Origin of the sequence: Cohnella baijiui (assembly GCF_020731285.1) — a bacterium.
In the GTDB taxonomy this organism is placed as follows: domain Bacteria; phylum Bacillota; class Bacilli; order Paenibacillales; family Paenibacillaceae; genus Cohnella.
In genome coordinates this window covers 99811-119245 of the sequence record NZ_JAJFOW010000008.1, presented here as the reverse complement: position 1 = coordinate 119245, position 19435 = coordinate 99811, and the positions used below count along the sequence as shown (strand labels likewise).

Annotated in this window: 14 protein-coding genes; 13 read left to right on the top strand and 1 reads right to left on the bottom strand. The window is 51.3% G+C overall.

Going from position 1 to position 19435, the window contains the following annotated elements; all coding sequences use genetic code 11:
- Nucleotides 1-88 precede the first annotated feature (88 nt).
- From LKX83_RS11180 to LKX83_RS11160, 5 genes are all read left to right on the top strand, one after another.
- Nucleotides 89-394: a hypothetical protein gene (locus tag LKX83_RS11180; protein ID WP_227882290.1), complete on the top strand. Its 306-nt coding sequence runs from the start codon at nt 89-91 to the stop codon at nt 392-394.
- Nucleotides 395-875: 481 nt separating this feature from the next.
- Nucleotides 876-3497 carry a phosphoenolpyruvate synthase gene (ppsA, locus tag LKX83_RS11175; RefSeq protein WP_227882289.1) on the top strand — a complete coding sequence of 874 codons (2622 nt, stop codon included), beginning with the start codon at nt 876-878 and terminating at the stop codon, nt 3495-3497.
- Between the two features lie 162 nt (nt 3498-3659).
- The gene (locus LKX83_RS11170) at nt 3660-4328 is read left to right on the top strand and encodes an ArsR/SmtB family transcription factor (RefSeq protein WP_227882288.1); all 669 of its coding nucleotides are present in this window, start codon (nt 3660-3662) and stop codon (nt 4326-4328) included.
- 67 nt (nt 4329-4395) lie between these two features.
- Nucleotides 4396-5709, top strand: a complete 1314-nt coding sequence (locus LKX83_RS11165; RefSeq protein ID WP_227882287.1) for an MFS transporter — start codon at nt 4396-4398, stop codon at nt 5707-5709.
- Between the two features lie 356 nt (nt 5710-6065).
- On the top strand, nt 6066-6563 hold the full coding sequence (locus LKX83_RS11160) for a GNAT family N-acetyltransferase (protein ID WP_227882285.1): 498 nt from the start codon (nt 6066-6068) through the stop codon (nt 6561-6563).
- A 598-nt stretch (nt 6564-7161) separates the two neighbouring features.
- Here LKX83_RS11160 and mprF read toward each other — a convergent pair.
- Nucleotides 7162-9855: a bifunctional lysylphosphatidylglycerol flippase/synthetase MprF gene (gene mprF / locus LKX83_RS11155; RefSeq protein WP_227882283.1), complete on the bottom strand. Its 2694-nt coding sequence runs from the start codon at nt 9853-9855 to the stop codon at nt 7162-7164.
- A gap of 233 nt (nt 9856-10088) precedes the next feature.
- On the opposite strand from mprF, the gene LKX83_RS11150 reads away from it, so the two are divergent.
- From LKX83_RS11150 to LKX83_RS11115, 8 genes are all read left to right on the top strand, one after another.
- Nucleotides 10089-13211 (top strand): efflux RND transporter permease subunit, encoded by a 3123-nt coding sequence (locus LKX83_RS11150; protein WP_227882282.1) that lies wholly within the window; start codon nt 10089-10091, stop codon nt 13209-13211.
- A 65-nt stretch (nt 13212-13276) separates the two neighbouring features.
- Entirely contained in the window at nt 13277-14563 is a 1287-nt protein-coding gene (locus tag LKX83_RS11145) for a VTT domain-containing protein (RefSeq protein ID WP_227882281.1), read from the top strand.
- Nucleotides 14564-14745: 182 nt separating this feature from the next.
- The gene (locus LKX83_RS11140; protein ID WP_227882280.1) at nt 14746-15279 is read left to right on the top strand and encodes an RNA polymerase sigma factor; all 534 of its coding nucleotides are present in this window, start codon (nt 14746-14748) and stop codon (nt 15277-15279) included.
- Between the two features lies 1 nt (nt 15280).
- The gene (locus LKX83_RS11135) at nt 15281-15760 is read left to right on the top strand and encodes an anti-sigma factor family protein (RefSeq protein ID WP_227882279.1); all 480 of its coding nucleotides are present in this window, start codon (nt 15281-15283) and stop codon (nt 15758-15760) included.
- Between the two features lie 14 nt (nt 15761-15774).
- Nucleotides 15775-16620, top strand: a complete 846-nt coding sequence (locus LKX83_RS11130) for a hypothetical protein (protein WP_227882278.1) — start codon at nt 15775-15777, stop codon at nt 16618-16620.
- Nucleotides 16621-16891: 271 nt separating this feature from the next.
- Nucleotides 16892-18337, top strand: coding sequence for an MFS transporter (locus tag LKX83_RS11125; RefSeq protein ID WP_227882277.1), 1446 nt, complete (start codon nt 16892-16894; stop codon nt 18335-18337).
- 52 nt (nt 18338-18389) lie between these two features.
- Entirely contained in the window at nt 18390-19010 is a 621-nt protein-coding gene (locus LKX83_RS11120) for an NAD(P)/FAD-dependent oxidoreductase (protein ID WP_227882276.1), read from the top strand.
- 32 nt (nt 19011-19042) lie between these two features.
- Nucleotides 19043-19282 carry a glutaredoxin family protein gene (locus LKX83_RS11115; protein WP_227882275.1) on the top strand — a complete coding sequence of 80 codons (240 nt, stop codon included), beginning with the start codon at nt 19043-19045 and terminating at the stop codon, nt 19280-19282.
- Nucleotides 19283-19435 lie beyond the last annotated feature (153 nt).

The window sequence follows — 19435 nt, the reverse complement described above, 5'->3', positions numbered from 1 at the left end:
CGATGCGTAATTTAGGAACCTAAGAAGGGAGGAGAGAGACCCTGTAAGGGGAGAACATTATTCAAATCGCTTAAGGAGGTTTCTACACATGAAACGAAAATATTCGATTATGCTCGCAATGGCGCTTAGCGTCCTACTGCTGTTCGCTGCCGGATGTTCCAGCAATACCGGAAATACGCCTGCTGGAGACGGTACGAGCGCGGATAACATACAAGGAGATGCGCCTGCGACTCCGGCTGCGGGCGGAGACGATTCGGTCGATCCGGGAGCGTCGCAGGACGGCGCCGCATCGGGAAGCGCGGACGAAGACGGAAGCGGCACGGCGGACGAAAGCGGCGCAGCCGACGGCTCGTCTCCGGATGCCGGTGCCGATGCGAGCCCGGACAGTCCGTAACGTCATTTTGAATTGCTCGTAAGGTTCAAAAGAAATCGCTGAACAAAAGCCGACCCTGCTAGTAGGGTCGGCTTTTCGGTGTTCCCAAAAGGACAATTACCAAGGTTCGATCGTAACGGAAACCGGGGAAAAAGGAGACGCGATGTACGGGATCGCAGTCCTATATGAGAACAAGGGCAGTCAGCTTGTCGCCCAGGAAGATAAACGTCGCGTTAGACGGCGACCGGCGCATGTCCCGATCGGAGCGGGCCGGACAACTGTTCTGAGCTGCGCAAGAAGAGCAGAAGCGTAGAATCAAAAAGAACCTGAGCAATGTACTCAGGTTCTTTGTATTGCATATCGACAGAGAGAATGATACAATCGGATTACGACTGTCGCAATTTCATGGACATAAATATCTTATCTTACACTTTAAGTGTACCATGCAGGCGGAATCTTGTCAAATGTTTTTCTCAATTTATTTGGTGAGGAGAGAGATGGCATGGGCGATTTGGTTCTCGGTTTTCAGGAAATGGAACAAACGCAGATTTCGCTTGTCGGCGGAAAAGGGGCAAATCTAGGGGAATTATCAAAAATGGAAAGCGTGCATGTGCCCGAAGGATTTTGTGTGACAATCGTAGGCTTTCAAAAAGCCATTGAACAAAACGAAACGTATCATGCGCTGCTAGATCGGTTAACCATGCTTAAAGCAACGGATCGAGATCTAATTGGCGAAATCAGCGGGAAGATCCGACAAGTCCTTATGGAAGCAGAAATCTCTTCCGATGTGGCGAAAGCAGTTACTCGCTATCTTTCCCAGTATGGCGAGGAACATGCTTATGCCGTGCGTTCCAGCGCGACTGCCGAAGATTTGCCGCATGCCTCTTTTGCCGGTCAACAAGACACCTATTTAAATATCATCGGCAAAGAAGCGATTTTGCAGCATATCCGCAAATGTTGGGCTTCTCTATTTACGGATCGAGCGGTCATCTACCGTATGCAAAACGGATTCGACCACAGCCAAGTTTATTTATCCGTCATCGTTCAAAGGATGGTTTTCCCGCAGGCTTCGGGGATTTTATTTACCGCCGATCCGATGACCGGAAGCCGAAAGCTGCTTTCCATCGATGCCAGTTTTGGACTTGGAGAAGCGCTGGTCTCCGGCTTGGTATCTGCCGATGGTTATAAAGTGCGGGAAGGGGAAATCGTCGATAAGCGGATAGCCACCAAAACATTGGCGATCTATGGAAGGGAAGAAGGCGGAACGGAGACCCGGCAAATCAATCCTGATCAGCAAAAGACGCAAACCCTTGCGGATGAGCAAATTTTACAATTGGCGGGTATCGGAAGACAGATCGAAACTTATTTCGGCCAGCCGCAAGATATCGAATGGTGCTTGGCTGATGATACATTTTATATTGTCCAGAGCCGTCCCATCACGACTTTATACCCGATCCCAGAAGCGAATGATCAGGAAAATCACGTTTACGTATCTGTCGGTCACCAGCAAATGATGACAGACCCCATGAAACCATTGGGATTGTCTTTTTACCTGTTGCTAACTCCTGCGCCCATGCGTAAAGCCGGCGGAAGGTTGTTTGTTGATGTTTCACTTATGCTGGCTTCACCTTCCGGCAGGGAAACTTTAATAAATGTCCTGGGAAAAAACGATCCGCTCATCAAAGACGCATTGACGACCGTCATCGAGCGGGGGAATTTTATAAAGTCGGTACCGGATGATAAGAAAGAACAGAGTTACGGTAAAGACAATCAAGGTCCGGCGCCTGCGGATTATCAAACACTAAACGATTACGATCCGACAATCGTTTCCGATTTGATTAAGCGAAGTGAATCATCGATCGAGGAGTTAAAATATAAGATCCAAACGAAATCAGGAGCCGATCTATTTGATTTTATTCTGGAAGATATCCAGGAATTAAGGGAGAGGAAGAGCGTATCGGATCCACGAAGCTTTGGTGTGATTATGACTGCTATGAATGCTTCGTCATGGATCAATGAAAAAATGATGGAGTGGTTGGGTGAAAAAAACGCAGCAGATACGCTGTCTCAATCCGTACCAAACAATATCACTTCGGAAATGGGTCTGGCTCTAATGGATGTCGCAGATGTGATACGTCCTTATCCGGAAGTCATTCATTATTTACAACATGTAAAAGACGATCGCTTTTTGGATGAATTGGTTACATTCGACGGCGGACAGGAAACCCGAGACGCGATCCGTGCTTATCTCAACAAATACGGAATGCGATGCGCCGGAGAAATCGATATTACCAGAACCCGTTGGAGCGAAAAACCAATTACACTTGTCCCCATGATTCTGGGTAACATCAAAAACTTTGAACCTCATGCCGGAAAGCGGAAATTTGAGCAAGGGCGACAGGAAGCTTTGAAAAAAGAACAAGAGTTATTAGATCGATTGAAGCAATTACCGGATGGCGAACAAAAAGCCAAAGAGACAAAACGAATGATCGACCTGGTCCGGAATCTCATTGGATATCGGGAATATCCCAAATACGGTTATATTAATCGCTACTTCGTTTATAAGAAGGCGTTGCTGAAAGAAGCCGAACAACTCGTACAAGCGGGCGTTGTTCGTGAAAAAGAAGATATCTATTACCTCACTTTTGAAGAGCTTCACGAAGCCGTACGCACCAATAAATTGGATGACAAGATTATCGGCAAACGAAAGGACGAGTACAAGTTGTATGAAAAACTAACTCCACCACGTGTTATCACGTCGGATGGCGAAATCATTGCAGGCAAGTACAAACGAGAAAATCTCCCAGCTGAGGCTATTGTAGGTCTGCCTGTTTCCTCCGGAATGATCGAGGGGCGAGCACGTGTCATCTTAAATATGGAAGATGCCGATCTCGAAGAAGGAGATATTTTAGTCACCTCGTTTACTGACCCTAGCTGGACACCGTTGTTTGTATCCATCAAAGGCTTAGTCACCGAAGTTGGCGGGCTGATGACCCATGGAGCCGTTATTGCTCGTGAATATGGCTTGCCGGCCGTAGTCGGAGTGGAGAATGCTACCAAGCTGATTAAAGACGGGCAGCGCATTCGCGTGAATGGAACGGAAGGGTATATCGAGATCTTGTAAAGTAAATGCATCCAATGTTCAAAGCCCCAAATCGATGGATCAGATTTGGGGCTTTTAATTAAATGTATATTCAATTAATGAATTGAATAAGTATTGACGAAACGAAGTGATCCTGATTATAATTCAAGCAATACATTGAATAGTCAAGAAAGGGTGGGGGACATGAAGCAAGAACTTCCCGTTCGCGATTTTAAAGACGGCGTGTATCGGCAGTTTGCCCGGATAGGGAAATGCTTGTCCAGCGATAAACGATTGGAACTCATGGATTTGTTATCCCAAGGGCCGAAATCCGTGGAGAAAATGGCCGAGGCCACAGGAATGAGCGTGGCTAACGTTTCGCGTCATCTTCAAATCATGCTGGATGCCAACCTGGTGAAGTTTAACAAGAAGGGAACGTATGTCATCTACTCTTTGGCCAGCCCAATTATTGAGGGCTTTTTGAATTCCCTATGGCGAATTTGCGAAATGCAGCTTGGTGACGTAACGCGAATCAAAAACGACTTTTTAAGTCAATTCGAGGATTTACAGACGCTTTCTATGGATGAAGTGCTAAGCAAAATGGAGGAGGGAAGTATTATTTTGCTGGATGTGCGCCCGGCCGATGAATATGAGGCGGGTCATATCCCGGGAGCCATTTCCGTCCCGATGGAGGAATTGCATCATTGCATGGATCGTCTCCCCAAAGGAATTCAGATTGCCGCTTACTGCCGCGGACCCTATTGCGTCTATGCGGCTGAGGCGGTGGAGACGTTGCGGAGAGAGGGATTTACAGCTTTTCATATGGAAGAAGGAGTGTTTGAATGGCGGGCGTATCAAACGCAGCGGTCATGAAGTTGGACCGGTACACGTCAATGGAAGAAATTCAGCGAATGATTCGTTTCATTAAAGGAGAATCCTTATGGCAGAAGAACCCTTGCCGCTCGCACATCAATCGAAATTCCTCCCCGATCCGATAGAGGAGTACGCGGCGAACCCCGAGAAGCAACGGCAGTTGTACAAGAGAACGATGATAATCGTCATGGTTTCGCAAATTTTTGGCGGGGCGGGCTTGGCTGCGGGAATTACGGTGGGTGCGCTGCTTGCCCAAGAGATGCTCGGCACGGACAACTATGCCGGAGTTCCTTCCGCTCTGTTTACGTTAGGCTCCGCTGCCGCAGCGTTATTCGTCGGTCGCCTTTCCCAGCGTTTGGGACGACGGACGGGGCTTGCTGCCGGTTTTTTGGCGGGGGGGATCGGTGCTGCAGGTGTCGTCCTGGCAGCTCTCCTTCATAGCGTACCACTTCTCTTTATTTCCTTGATCGTCTACGGTGCAGGTACGTCAACAAGCTTGCAGGCGCGATATGCCGGTACGGATCTGGCGCTGCCTACGCAGCGGGCAAAAGCAATTAGTGCTGCCATGGTCTTCACGACCTTTGGTGCGGTAGCCGGACCGAATCTAGTCAAAGTCACAGGTGTTGCTGCGGTTTCCATGGGCGCTCCTGCGCTGTCGGGTCCATTTATGCTGGCTGCGACAGCCTTTATTTTGGCGGGAATGGTGATTCTCTTGTTTCTCCGTCCCGATCCGCTCGTGGTCGCCAAGGCTATTGCAGATGCAACGCGGGCTAAGGAAGGGCAAAGCAGCGGCGCGGGGACGCATGAGGCTGATCTGCGCGTCCACAAGCCAGGAATCATCGTAGGCGCAACTGTCATGGTGTTAACCCAAATCGTCATGGTTGCCATTATGACCATGACGCCGGTTCATATGAAGCATCACGGGCATGGCCTAGGCGATGTGGGCATCGTAATCGGCATCCATGTTGCCGCGATGTATTTGCCCTCACTCGTTACCGGCGCTCTCGTCGATAAATTCGGGCAAATGATGATGTCCTACGCCTCCGGCGTTACCTTGCTCTTGGCAGGCTTATTGGCCGCATTTGCTCCTGGCGATTCAATGGTTCTGCTCATTTTGGCGCTGACTCTGCTTGGTTTGGGCTGGAATTTCGGCTTTATTAGCGGGACAGCGGCCATCGTCGATGCGGCGCCGCCGCAACTCCGGGCGAAGACGCAAGGCACGGTAGATGTGCTAATCGCTTTGGCTGGTGCCTCCGGTGGCGCGTTGTCCGGCATGGTCGTGGCCCAATCCAGTTATTCCACGCTCTCTCTGGTCGGAGGGTTCTTGTCCTTGCTTTTGATTCCGGTTGTCGTTTGGTCGCGGAGTCAGCAGAAGGCATGACTTTTGGCGGCTTATGATTCTTCAAAAGACCGTTTGTGATTTGACGGAAGTCGGCCAGATACCTCTGTCGAAGCTCTCGCATTACTTGAAGATCGAAGATCTTGCTTGAAGCAGGCTTGAGTTGTTCATAAAAATAAACAGGTGGAACGAAGACAACTGAAAGTTAAAAAATGCCAATCCCGCCCTGGAGCGGAATGGCATTTTTTATGATTAGATATTATGGACTTATCGGTTCAGAATGAGTATACGGCTGTCCAACTACATTTTACAAAACTGCGAAACTCCCTCAAACGTGCCATTTATAAATCTATGATAGATTGAATCGTAGACTGATGCAGCTTGAGGGGGAACGCTCCATGGATATCAAAATCGAAGCAGCCGATCGGGAAGATTTTCTTCAAATGATCGAATTGGCGGATCTCACGATGCCCGACCGCATGAATTTGCACGAATTGAAAAAGTATTTTGAGCTGTTCCCCGACCTCATCTTTAAAGCCACACATCGCAATCGACTAGTAGGTTTCAGCTGCGCGGGAATCGACATGCATCAAACGACGGGCTGGCTGCTGTTCAGCAATGTAATCGAGGAATACAGAGGCCGGGGCATCGGCAAAATGCTGATCCAAGCCCGTCTGCAAGTTCTTCAGCAATTTCAAACCCTAGAGCAGGTACTCGTTACGGTCAATGCAACGAATACGGCTTCCATTAGCGCCTTGCGGTCGGCCGGATTCGAAATGAATCGAACGGAACCTGATTATTACGGCCCGGGCAAGCACCGAAATATTATGCGATTGACCGTTGCGTCCAGTTCTTCTCCAAAGAAAACGGAGCCTCCCGTTGATATAACAAGATGACGTTCCCTTTGTCGATTAATGCCGTTAACAATTGGGTCGGATCATGCGCCGTTCTCAGCGAAGCGAACACGATATCTCCACTGCGTCGGAATCCTTAATCGCATGAAATAGATGTCTCTTAGCATGCACCGGATCGCTCTAGGGGGCTTTCCAATGTCCATTCTATGGGATGCACTTTAGTTATATCGACTGACTTGATCAATCATTATTTAGCTATCGACACAATGGACTAGGGTTAAGACCCGTAATCAATCGCTATTTAGCTATCGCCACAATGGACTGGGGGTTATGACCCGTAAGTACTGTACAATCGTAAAGTGATGCAGGCGGAAGAAGGGGCGGTGAAGCTCAGCAACGGCAATCGACTGCCGTTCGGTCTTTGTATCTGGACCATTGGACTAATTCCGAATTAATCCGTTCGGGGAACGAAACGGTAGCTGTTTTGTTCATGCAACTCCGGCGCGGTAAGCTTGCGAGAATGTATGCCCTGCGTAACCCGGATAAGCTGGCGGGTTTAGGTAGTTAAATCAACAGGCCGCGAATGGCATTTTGCGCCATTTGCGACCTGTTTTTTAGTCACTCCAAATTGTAATTCAATCTAGACATCACTTCTTTTCCTTCGCTTGGCTTCGCGGCCTTTGGATGGCCGCCGGGCAATCAACAGGATTAATTCCACAAGAAGAATGGGGAGCGCCACGCGCCTGGGATATGCCAGGTAACGAGGCTCCCATGTCGGATGGTATTTATCTTTATATTTACGAAGACCTTTAAAGCCATACCACTGCCCTCCGTATTCATAGACACGGTTCGCCAACTTTTCCTCACGCATGGCAGACCGTGCCTCGCCGACGCTGGATAGCGGGGCCATCCCCAGATTAAAGACGGAATATCCCTGGTCGCGCGACCATTCCAACAAACGAACGAACAGAAAATCCATCGTTCCGTTCGGGGTACCGGCCAAATGGCGCATAAGGTCGACAGACATGGTGCGGCAGTCGTCATAACCGGGCGCAAGCGAAGCGAATGCGACCTCTTGACCGTCAGGAGCAAGAAGAACCGCAATCGGGGATTCCTGCAAATAAGCCGGCTCAAACCATCCCAGCGAAAACCCTTTTTCCCGCCGCATCTTAAGCCAATCATTCGAGATTCGGCGCAGACGATCGAGAATTGGCATGTCATGCGGAGGCTGAAGGACCTCAAACCGATAGCCGTCGCGTTCAAAGCGATTTTTGACATTGCGAAGACTGGTATTGGGTTTTCCGGATAGCGTAAAGGTCGACAGGTTCACGAGCGCTTCTTCCCCCAGCTTGAAAAACCGGTAGCCGTTTTCGTGATAAATCGGAAGATGCGCCGGAGATACTTGGTAGAACACGACCTCCAGATCGTATAAATCGGCCTTGCGCTGGCACTCCTGAATACCGTCGCTAATTAGCGTTGGATCGCCGATCGGATCGCCAAGCACCACAAACTTGTTACGGATCACCGAATAGGGAAAGAGGACTCGCTTGTCGCAAGCCCAGAAAAAGCTTTTGTCGCCGGCAAATAGCATGTGCGTCAGCAAATTCCCGTGTTGTGTTTTCAAAAAGCCGCGTACTTGATCCAGGTCGTCTGCCGAAGCTCCGCGTACAACAAGCCTGTTCGGCCGAAGCAAGAGAGCGAGCGATAATAGGAGCCAAGTCACACCGAGTCCCGTTGCAACTGCAACGGTATGTTCAGTCGGGTTCAAGAAAAGGTGAAGATGGCGATTTGCCGGAAGGCGATGCAAAAATGGGGGCACGGTGCCGGCGGCAATGACATCGTAGATATAAGCAATAACAAGGGTGGTCGCGGCCCAAGCGGCAATGCGTTCGCGGTTGAACCTCGCCCCTAATCGGTAAAAACGCGCCCGCGATAAATAAAGCAAAACGGCGACAAGGAGCAGAAAGATCCCTTCTTCGAAATCAAAAGCTTTGGTGAATGTAAACAAGGCGCCGGCGCACAGCAGACCCAACGTCCAGTGGTATGCCCGTTTGATCCGGCGGGAGATGCCCCACGATAGCACGATCAGCATAAGGCCGATAATGACGCTCAATTGATGGGACAAGCGCATGAGCGGCGCGGATAGCAGCTCCTCGGCGAAACGCAGCCGATGAAGAAGGCCGGGAGTCGCGGCGGATATAAGCAGGACTACTCCGCTGAGGAACACCAGTTTACCGAGCGCCCATGCGCCGAATTCGGTGATCCAGGCATACTGGCCGGGAAATTCCCAGAATCGCTGCCAACCGTTTAGCGACTTATCAACGGTCTCTGTATCGGTCTCTGTATCTGTCTCCGTGTCTTTGCGACGGTCCTGCGTAAACTCGAAGGCGCCCATACCCAGTCCGATGATCCAAGGGACCAGATAATACATCAAACGAAATAATACAAGCACCGCGGCTGTTTTTTCAGGCGGGTAGCCCAGCGCCTGAAGGCCCAGCAACGCAATCAGATCAAAGCCGCCGATTCCGCCGGGCGCCAGGCTTACAAGGCCGGCTGCGGCCGCGACCGTGTAAATGCCCAATGCCGATCTGACCGGAAGATCCGGAAGCAGGGTGGACGCGATCATCCAGAAGGCCATGCCGGACAGCGCCCATTCCACGACAGAGACTCCTACGGATGCAGCGATCGTAGAGACATTCATTTGCGGAAGGTTGCGGTTCAGCCATTTGGCATAAAAGGGCGTCCGCTGAAAAAGCATGTAGCAGGGAAGGTAAAGCGCGATCGCCCAAACGGCATATAACGTCCAGCGATGAGATCGAATCACGGCATCGATCGGAAAAAGCCCAACGAGATCTCCCCAAGCCAGCAACGAAATCCCCGAAATCGTAATGGTGGATAGAAAAGCGATGGAAGCCGTTATGGTCGGAACTGAAATCCCGCGGCTCCGATACAGGTAAGTACGCAGCGCGGCTCCCGCAATGCCGGCGAATCCAATGACATTGTTTGATGTATTTGCAATCCACGCAAAGCGGAACGTCGTCCAGATCCCGATCGGCAGCCGGAAATGGCGCCGAAGCACGAATTCATAGCCGCTAACCGACGCGACTGCGAGAAGGGACAGGGCCATGAGCAGGAGAAGCCTTGACGGTTCGAGATGCCGCAGCGTATGCAGCGTGGCTGTCCAGTCCATTCGGCGAAACTCGGCATGGCCTTCCCAAATGATCAGCGCGATGATGGCGATGGGAATCAAAATTTGTACGATTTTTAAGCGATACAGCGTGGACAGGAGCTTAAGCGCATTTAGGCGCGGACGCTCCCTTTTTATTTCTGCCATCCCTGTTCTCCCCAAATGTATGTCGTACACAGAGTATACCCATCTTGACCGTGTACCTAAAAGTCGACTAAAAACGCTGAAATCTCAACGTTATAAAAATCTTTTAAAACTGAAATGAACAATTTCTTCGCAACTGCGGTCTTTTCATTCATACACGGAACGTTTGGCCGTGAAATACAAAGTCGATCCGATCCAGGTAATCATAGTTCCTTAGAAAAGAGGAGATGTTTGCGATGAAGAAGTTGATCGAAGCCGTCATGCAGCGCGCGGCCATCCTGAGCATCGTTGTTGTACTGCTGCTGGCATGGGGAGCGTATGCCGCGGTCCAAATGCAGCGGGATTATTTGCCGGGCATCAACAACACGACGCTTATGGTATCGCTGCGCGCATCATCCTACCAGGCGGATCAGGTGAAACGCGATATGACAACGCCGCTTGAGCAGGCCATCCGCAAAACGGACGGGATCGTCCATCTCGAAACGACATCCTATGACGGCGGTCTGCTGATGAATCTGTATTACCCGATGAACTACAGCATGGTCAAAGCCGAGCAGGACATTCGGATGGCACTGGGTGACGCCGATCTGCCGGCCGGCGTCAACGCGCCGACCGTGACGAGGCTCACAACCAGCACGTTCCCGATTCTCAGCTACAGCTTGACGGCCAAAAACGGGAACGTCGATGATAATACCTTGCGTTCGACGGTTCAGACCGATATCGCGAACCAGCTAAAATCCGTGCCTGGCGTTGCAGACGTTCAGACCGTTGGGGGTGCAAAGAGCGGCTACGTGGTCCTGGTCCGCACCAAGGACCTTGCTGCAGCCGGGATGTCGCCGGACGATTTCAACAAGTCGGTAACGGCTGCTGTACCGACCCTGCAGGGGAATATACAGAATGTGAAATCGCCTTTCCCTTTTCGGGTGGAAGGCTGGGATATGACGGAGCAAGACCTAAACAACATCGCCATCAAGAACAGCGACGGCGTCAGCGTGCCGTTGTCAGCCGTAGCTTCCGTTTCCCGTGCGCTCAACGACGTACAAACGATATCTCGTACGGACGGCAGGGCCAGCGTTCTCCTTCACGTGATCAAAACGCCGGGCGCCAACATTACGGACGTCGCAAACCAGGTTAAAGCGCGTGTAGCCGCCCTGCCTGCCGCTCAGAGCGGCGATGTTGCCATGGCGCTTATCGCAGACCGCGCTCATGATTTGAATGCATCCCTGATGGGTCTTGTTCGTGAAGGCCTTCTGGGCTGCGCATTCTCCATGCTGTGCGTACTGATCTTCTTCCGAAACGTTCGTTCGACGCTGCTGATCGCCGTGTCGCTGCCGATTTCGCTGCTGGCGACGACGGCGATCCTGAAGGCCATGGGTGTCACGCTCAATATTTTGACCGTCTCCGGTCTCATCGTGGCAATGGGCCGGATTGTGGACGACGCCATTGTTATTTTGGACAACATGCACAGGAAGATGCAGGAAAAAGGGAAGGAGAGCACGCTTCATGTGCTCGCTTCGTCCGTGGTAGAGATGCTTCCGGCCATCTTCGGCTCCACGGCGACAACCGTCGCAGTATATGCGCCTATCGCACTGGTCGGCGGCATGATCGGAGCTTCGTATTCCGGCTTTGCCTGGTCGGTCGTCATCGCGCTCGCCGTTTCGTTTCTCGTCGCCATGCTTGTCATTCCGGCGTTCGCCTATATGGGCTGGCACAAGCCGGGCGGCAAAGCGCTAACGCTTGAACCGGCCATGAAGCCTTTTCTGACGGCTGCGCTCAAACATCGGAAAACCGTACTGGGCGTATCGCTGATCATCTTTATCGGCGCGGCGCTGTTTGCTTCGCAACTGCCGTTCAGCTTGTTGCCGAGCATGACCAGCGGTCAGGTTGCCGTTCAGTTGGAGCTTCCGAAAGGCACGCCGCTATCCGAGGTGGATAAAGCGGTGCAAGGTGTGGAATCGGTACTGAAGCAAGATCCGCAGGTCGCCTCATTCTCGGCGACGTTCGGGTCCTCGTTTACGCCGCAGGCGGACGACGTATTCGACCAGGGCGGCGGCTACATCCAGCAGCCGAATATCGCGAACTTGTCTGTATCCCTCAAGAATAAGAAGCAGGTGAGCGACTATATCACTTCACTGCAGGAAAGATTGGGCAGCCAGCAGGGTGCGGCGGCGGTGACGATCACCAACCAGAACATCGCGGGCGATGATTCCACCATCAATATCATGCTTAGCGGCGCAGATGCAAAGACGCTGGATCGGGCGGCATCCTCCGTCCGTGCCAAGCTCGCGGGAATCGACAGTTTGAGTGTGGCGGGGAAACCGGATCTGACCAACGGCATTCCCAAGTTTTCGATTGCGCTGGATCGGGGAAAAGTGTTAAAAGCCGGCGTGAGCAGGAATGATATCAATAAGGTGCTCGCCCGTTATACGACCAAGGGAAAAGATTTTGATGTGTCGGTCTCCAGCGGAACAGGCATCATTCCTGTCGACGTCTATCTCGATCCGGTGAAGACGGGGCAAACGCAGGGTGACGGCTCGCTTCCCGTCTATACGCCGGACCAGGTGCTGGCTTCGCTCGCGGCTGAAACCGTGAAGGGGGCGGACGGAACGGGATACCGGCTCGATCAGCTCGGAACGATTCAAAGAAGCGATGCCGTGCCCTCTATTCAAGAGCGAGATGGCAAACCTTATATGGTCGTGCAGGCACGAATCGTTGCCAACGATATCAGCGGCGTATCGAAAGCGGTGGATAAGTCGCTTCAAACTACGGAACTTCCGGCTGGCGTGACCTATTCGCTCGGCGGCATTACGCAGCAGGTGACCGAGATGATCGTTGAGATGACAATTGCCGTTGTCGTATCCATACTGCTGGTATTGCTCATTACCAGCTTCGTGTTCCGCGGCTGGCGCGCTCCTATCGCCGTCCTCATCAGTATTCCGCTCGCGCTCTCCGGGGTGGTTCTTGCCCTCTATGCGGAGCATGGGCAGTGGAATCTCGCTGCGCTGATCGGCGTGTTAATGTTGACGGGCATCGTGGTTACGAACGGTATCGTGCTGATTGACAAAATCGAGCGCAACCGCCGCGAGGGGTTGATTTTGCGGGAAGCCGTCATGCAGGGCAGCTTGTCCCGGGTGCGTCCGATCTTGATGACAGCCGCCACAACCGTGCTGACGCTGATCCCGCTGGCTCTGTCCGGGGATGACGGTACAGTCATCTCCAAGGTGCTGGGCGCCGTCGTCATCGGCGGCATGATCACTTCAACGCTGAACAGCTTTGTAGTCATTCCGATTTTGTATGAAGCGATGAACCGCAAGAAGTTCCGGGAAGCCGGCATCACGGGTCAAGGCGCCTCGGTATAATCCAACAGAATAGGGCGGATTGCAGATTCTCCAGTCCGCCTTTCTTTGCATCCGGAGGCGATCCCTTGGACATCTTGACAAACTTGCTAACGCATTACGGATATGGCCTTATGTTCCTGTTTATGGGTCTGGAAATGCTTGCATTGCCGCTTCCCGGCGAGATGATGATGAGTTATATCGGTCTATTCGTTTATGAACACAAGCTGAGCTGGCTGTTCAGTATAATGTCTGCCGGCTCAGGCGTCTTGATCGGCGTAACGCTCTCCTATTGGATCGGCTATCGACTGGGAAGGCCTTTCATCGCGCGATATGGGCATCGTGTTCATCTGACGGAAGAACGGGTAAACAAGCTGACCCTTTGGTTTGAGAAATACGGAGACAAGCTGCTTTTCGTGGCTTATTTTATCCCGGGCGTCCGACATATTACGGGTTATTTTTGCGGCGTTACGCGTATGCCGTTCCGGCGATACGCGCGATTTGCCTATACCGGCGCGATTTTTTGGGTGATCTTGTTCATCACCTTGGGCAAAGTGCTCGGTCCCAAATGGGAGCAATATCATTCGACTGTCAATCGGTACATGATCATTTTTGGCATCGCTTCGGGACTCCTGACAGCAGTGATCTTTGTGTACCGCAAGTACAAACGGCAGGTCGTTGAGGCGCTTATGCAACTGCTCACGCAGGGTGTCCGCCGCTTTAACTCTTTCGGCAAGGTTCGGTTTCTGCTGTTGGCTTCATTCACCGTATTCGTTCTCTTTTTCTCGCTCATGCTCGGCGTGATCCAGGACTTTCTGGCGCAGGAATTCGGGCAATTTGACGAAATCGCATTCTATCTGGTTGCAACCCTATTCGGTCCCGAATGGCGCGGATGGATGCATGCCTTCACGGAGCTTGGCACGCTTTATCTCTACGGTCCCGTCCTTGCGCTGACGGCGCTCTGGATCGTCCTGCACAGCAAAGAACGAAGGTTGGACCTTACCTTTCTCGTGTGGGTTGTTGCCGGCGGGGAATTGGTTGACGAGATTTTGCGCCGAGTGTTTCATCGTCCGGGACCGGTTGCGGCCGGTGTACAACTGTTCAATACCTTTCCAAGCGAGGAAACGTTGATCTCGCTTACGGTATGCGGGTTTTCGGCTTACCAGTTGCTGCGCTATTACCAATTTCGTTATATCCGTGTGCCCGTCAGTTTGGGTGTCATCCTGATCTGCCTGGCAGTAGGCCTAAGCAGGGTTTATTTCCATATGCAATATCCTAGCGACGTCTTCGCAGGGTATGTGTTCGGCGGCGTATGGGTCAGTCTCCATGTGATGCTTTTGGAGATTCTCCGAAAGTTACGAACCGTTGGGAGGTAAGGACGCGCTAATTCCCGAACTGAACGCACGCATTATCATAAACAAATGGCGGGCCGTGGCGATCGCAGTTATAATCATGACAGTCTTGGCAAATCAACTAATTCTCAAAGCCGAACATTTACGGAAGCATAAGCGTATGGCATGATGGGGAAAGCTTCCTTCTTGGCAGGAGTTGAAAAAGCGTGGTGGATGAGGAGCTTAGCCGGATCATAGATCGGGCAAGACAAGGCGACCAGAATGCGTTCGCAGAGCTCGTTGTCCGCTATAAAGGCCATGTCTTTCGCCATGCATACGGTATGCTGGGCGATCGCGGAGAAGCGGAGGACGCTGCGCAGGAAACCTTCATCAAAGCGTATCTTGCTATTCGCAGCCTTGGTGATGTTCATGCGTTCTCCAGTTGGCTCATGCGAATTGTATCGAATCTATGCAAGGATAAATTGAAACAGCGTACCAAGGTTGTGGAGACCGAAGATATGCCGAAAGATTCGATTCCGGACCTTCATGCCGGAGATCCTTCGTTAAAGATTTCGATGCAAGAAGCGCTGGCACGGCTTTCGGTCGATCACAGGGAAATTCTGCTTTTGCATGATGTGCGGGGCTTTCGCTATGAAGAGATTGCCGAATTGACGGGAATCCCGATGGGAACCGTGAAATCTCGTTTATTCTCGGCAAGGATGTCGCTTCGGAAGATCTGGAACAAAGGGGAGGGGGAATAACATGCACCCCGATGACGAATTGTCGGCTTACCTTGACGGGGAACTTAGCCGAGATGAGCGGGCTCGGATCGATGCGCACTTGGAAGACTGCTCGTCCTGCCAATCGTTGCTGGAACAATTGATGGAGCTCAAAGAGACATTTTCGTCCGCAATGTTCGCGATTAACGAGCCTGACGGCTTTGAGAGCCGGGTCGCTCAGGCAATTGCACGTGAGAATAGGGTACGGAATCTGGGGATGCTATGGCTTGTTGTACCGATGCTTGCAGCGATGCTTTTCGGACTGCTAGCTCTCGCATTCGGACCGCTCGTACTCCATCTCATGCAGGGCGTATTGGCTATCGGCAGGGCACTGGTGTACACGATTTCGTTTGCAGTCGTTGATATGCCGCTCTTCTCGGGTGTTGCGGTGATGATCTCGCTGATCATTCTTATTGCTTCCATCCTGTCACTTCGCCGGTTGTTGCGATCGACGGCCGTGTGAGAGGGAGCGGGAACATGAAAAAATACGATTTACTTATTGGATTGCTTGCCGCAGCCATGCTGCTTCTTTTGCCTCAAGACGTATCCGCTCGCAGCTTGTTTGAACATTCGCAGACGGTAGTCCCCGCGGAACAAACGGTTGACGACGTATATGTTGTCGGGGGAGATGCCGATATTCTTGGTCATGCAACAGGGGCTGTTGTTGTCATGAACGGGAACTTACACCTTGGCGCAGCCGCGCAGGTTGACGGAGCCATTGTCGTGATTGGCGGGCGGATTACGCAGGATGAGGGCGCGCGAATCGGTGACAATATATATAATATTACGTTCGATACCGCAACGCAGAATAGCCTTCTCATCGGAGGCGGATTGGTTGCCGGATTATGGTCAGTTCAACTTGCAGGCAGTCTTTTGCTGATTGTAATACCGGTCCTGGTTCGCTTAATCGGATGGCGCAAAGCTGCAGGGTGGGTGAAGCGACAGCCGGAATCGTCCTGGCGCAAACAGTTGTATTTGGGAGCTCTGAGCGGCACAACCCTGATTGCGTTCGGCTTACTGTGCATTGTGACGCTAATCGGTATCCCGCTGCTGCTAATTGTTATTTTGATCTTGTTTGCCGCCTTCGTCATGGGGATTACTTCCTTGAGTTATCAGATCGGAGGCCTGTTACAGGAGAAGTGGACTCCTAATGAGTGGGTTAGATTGGTTATCGGAGCGTCGCTACTTACGGCATTCGCGAACATTCCGTTCATCGGGTGGCTTGTGCTGCTGCTCATCATGGTATATTCGCTTGGGACAATCACACAGTGGTTGTATAAGCTTCGTAGCCGAAAGAAGCCTACGACCGATGCGAGCTCCTAAATCGAATCACTTCAAACGAACGGGCATCAAAGTGACGTCGGAACCTGGCGTCGCTTTTTTGTATCTATTTCGATACGTGCCTATGGACCCTAACTTTAACGAGTGTCCATGGGAATAAACAACTTGACAATAGGGTGGGGGGCTATACTATAATCAAGGCACGCTCCGGAAATCATTGACTTCTTAGCAAGCTCGTTTAATGACGGCCGTCACGAGCATATAACACCTGGTGAAATCCTACGGAGAACTTTGATAAGGTGGAGGATTTAACATGTCTGCTCATTCTCGGGCTTTACCACAAACCGATCCAAGACGTTGGCGAGCCTTGGCGCTGCTGTGTCTTGCCAATTTTATGGTGATTATGGATACCTCGATTATCGGGGTCGCCTTGCCGGCCATTAAAGAAGCGCTTGGCTATACGCAGGAAAATTTGCAGTGGGTATTTAATGCTTATGTCATTTTCTTTGGCGGACTGCTGCTGCTCGGTGGAAGATTGTCCGATATATTCGGTCAACGCAGCATCTTCATGTGGGGGTTTGCCATCCTGACTTTAGCTTCCTTGCTTGCAGGTCTGGCTTGGAGTGATATGGCACTGAATATAGGCCGCGCATTGCAGGGTTTCGGTTCCGCCTTGATCGCGCCGTCGGCACTAACGATCGTCATGATGTTGTTTAGCGGAAACCCGAAGGAATTGGGCAAGGCTTTGGGTTTCTGGGGAGCTTCCGCTGCAGCCGGAGGATCAGCCGGCGTGTTTCTCGGCGGCGTGATTACCGAGTGGCTGAGTTGGAAATGGACGTTTTTAATCAATGTGCCCGTCGGAGGATTGGCACTCCTCCTGGCTCCCGCATTATTGTCGAAAGGAATACGCAGAAAAGGGAGCATCGACGTCGTGGGGGCTATTTTCGTTACAACAGCTTTGGTCCTGGTTGTCTACGGCATTGTAACGGCGGAACACAATGGGTGGGGATCGGCATCCACTTTAGGGACAATCATATTGGGTGCGGCTCTTTTCATCCTTTTCCTTATCATTCAAACCGTTAAAAAAGAACCGCTTGTCCCGCTTCGAATTTTTAAAGCCCACAATCTGGCAGCCGGCAATATCGCGCTTATGCTGCTATCCGGAGGCTGGATACCGCTTTGGTATTTCCTCAATCTTTACATGCAGCAAGTCCTGAAATTTTCCGCGTTCGCGGGTGGTGTCGCCTTGCTTCCCATGACCATTCTCATTGCCGTCTTTATGATGTTCATAACGGGAAAATTAATTGGCAAATTTGGTATGAAAGCGAATTTGGTCATGGGACTCTTTGCGCTTGGGGCATCGATGCTCATCTTCTCCGGAAATACGCCTGTTAATGGAACCTTCGTTAGCCATGTACTCCCGGCATCCTTATTAGGGGCCTTGGGAATGGCGCTTGCCTATATCCCGGCAACGATGGCAGCCATGTCAGGGGCCAAACCGGAAGAGGCGGGGCTGGCTTCCGGACTTGCCAATACGAGCTATCAGATCGGATCGGCCATTAGTCTGGCCATCATGGTGGCGATCGCTTCGCGAGTGACGGCAACCCAAATCGGTGTCGACTCCTTAATCGCATTAAATGCCGGTTTCCATAAAGCCTTTTTCTGGTCCGGAATCGTTGCCCTTGCAGGAGCAATTTTAGCTCTCCTGTTTATCCGTTCGCCAAAACCAGAAGAGCAAAGCGGAACCGTCGCCATGTAGATTCGCTACTTCTCCGGCCAAAGTACGTTTATTCAATTTGAGGAGGATACCCATGGGGGAAACATTAAAAATAGCCATAAGCCCCTCGATTCAACTTGGCGGCAGCTTATTCACGCCGGATCAGCTAGTGAAAATCGGATCCGTTGTTGGTGCCGATGCCAAAATCGAAATGACCTCATTCAAACAACTCTACGCAGCCGTTTCCGCAGAAGAGCTAGAGGCCATCAAAGATGAACTTGAGCGTAACGGTCTGGAAGTGTATCCGGCGGGTTTCGCGACCAAGAGTCTGATTGCTTGCAATTTTTGTAAAGGGGCAGACATAGCGGGACTCGAAACGGCAAAATCGTTAAACCAAGCAATCGCCGGCATTGAAACGCCTACACCGCTGAAGATTGGTTACGCGGGATGCGCGCTAGGCACCAGCGAACCGTTAATTAAGGATATCGGCGTTGTCAAAATGCGCGAGCGGTTTGATATCTATGTCGGCGGGGAACCGAAAGGGCTTAAAACAGCCTTTGCCCAGTTGCTTGTATCCGGAGTTACGGAAGACCGACTCGTTCCTGCCATTACCGCCATTATCGATTACTATAAAGAACATGCGAATGGCAAAGAAAAGTTTAGCAAATTCGTGGAGCGGGTTTCGCTTGAACAGCTGCAGCAAATCGCAGGTTAAGGAGTCTGAGTGAGCAAAGGAGCGTACTTAACATGAAGGAACAGGTTAAAATTTATACGATCCCATCCTGCAGCGACTGCAACTTTGCCAAACGCTATTTCAAAGAACATCAGATCCCCTTCACGGATTTCAACTGTGAAGAAGATGTGAAGTATGCAGAAGAGGTTTGGAACTTGACGGGAAAACAAGTCGTTCCCACATTAGTGATCGGAGAAAAGGTATTTGTCGGCTTTGCCGATCATCTTCATGAAATAACCAACCTATTGAAATAAACGCGAACCCGGCCGATCTGGCCGGGTTTGTCGAGGGATTATGAATTCGCAGGATTCGTGGGTTACTTAGCGCCATCTAAAATTCCCGTAGTCAATGACAACAATTCGACTGCGCTTCTTACGTATATTCCCATAGTTGGGTATTCCATTGTT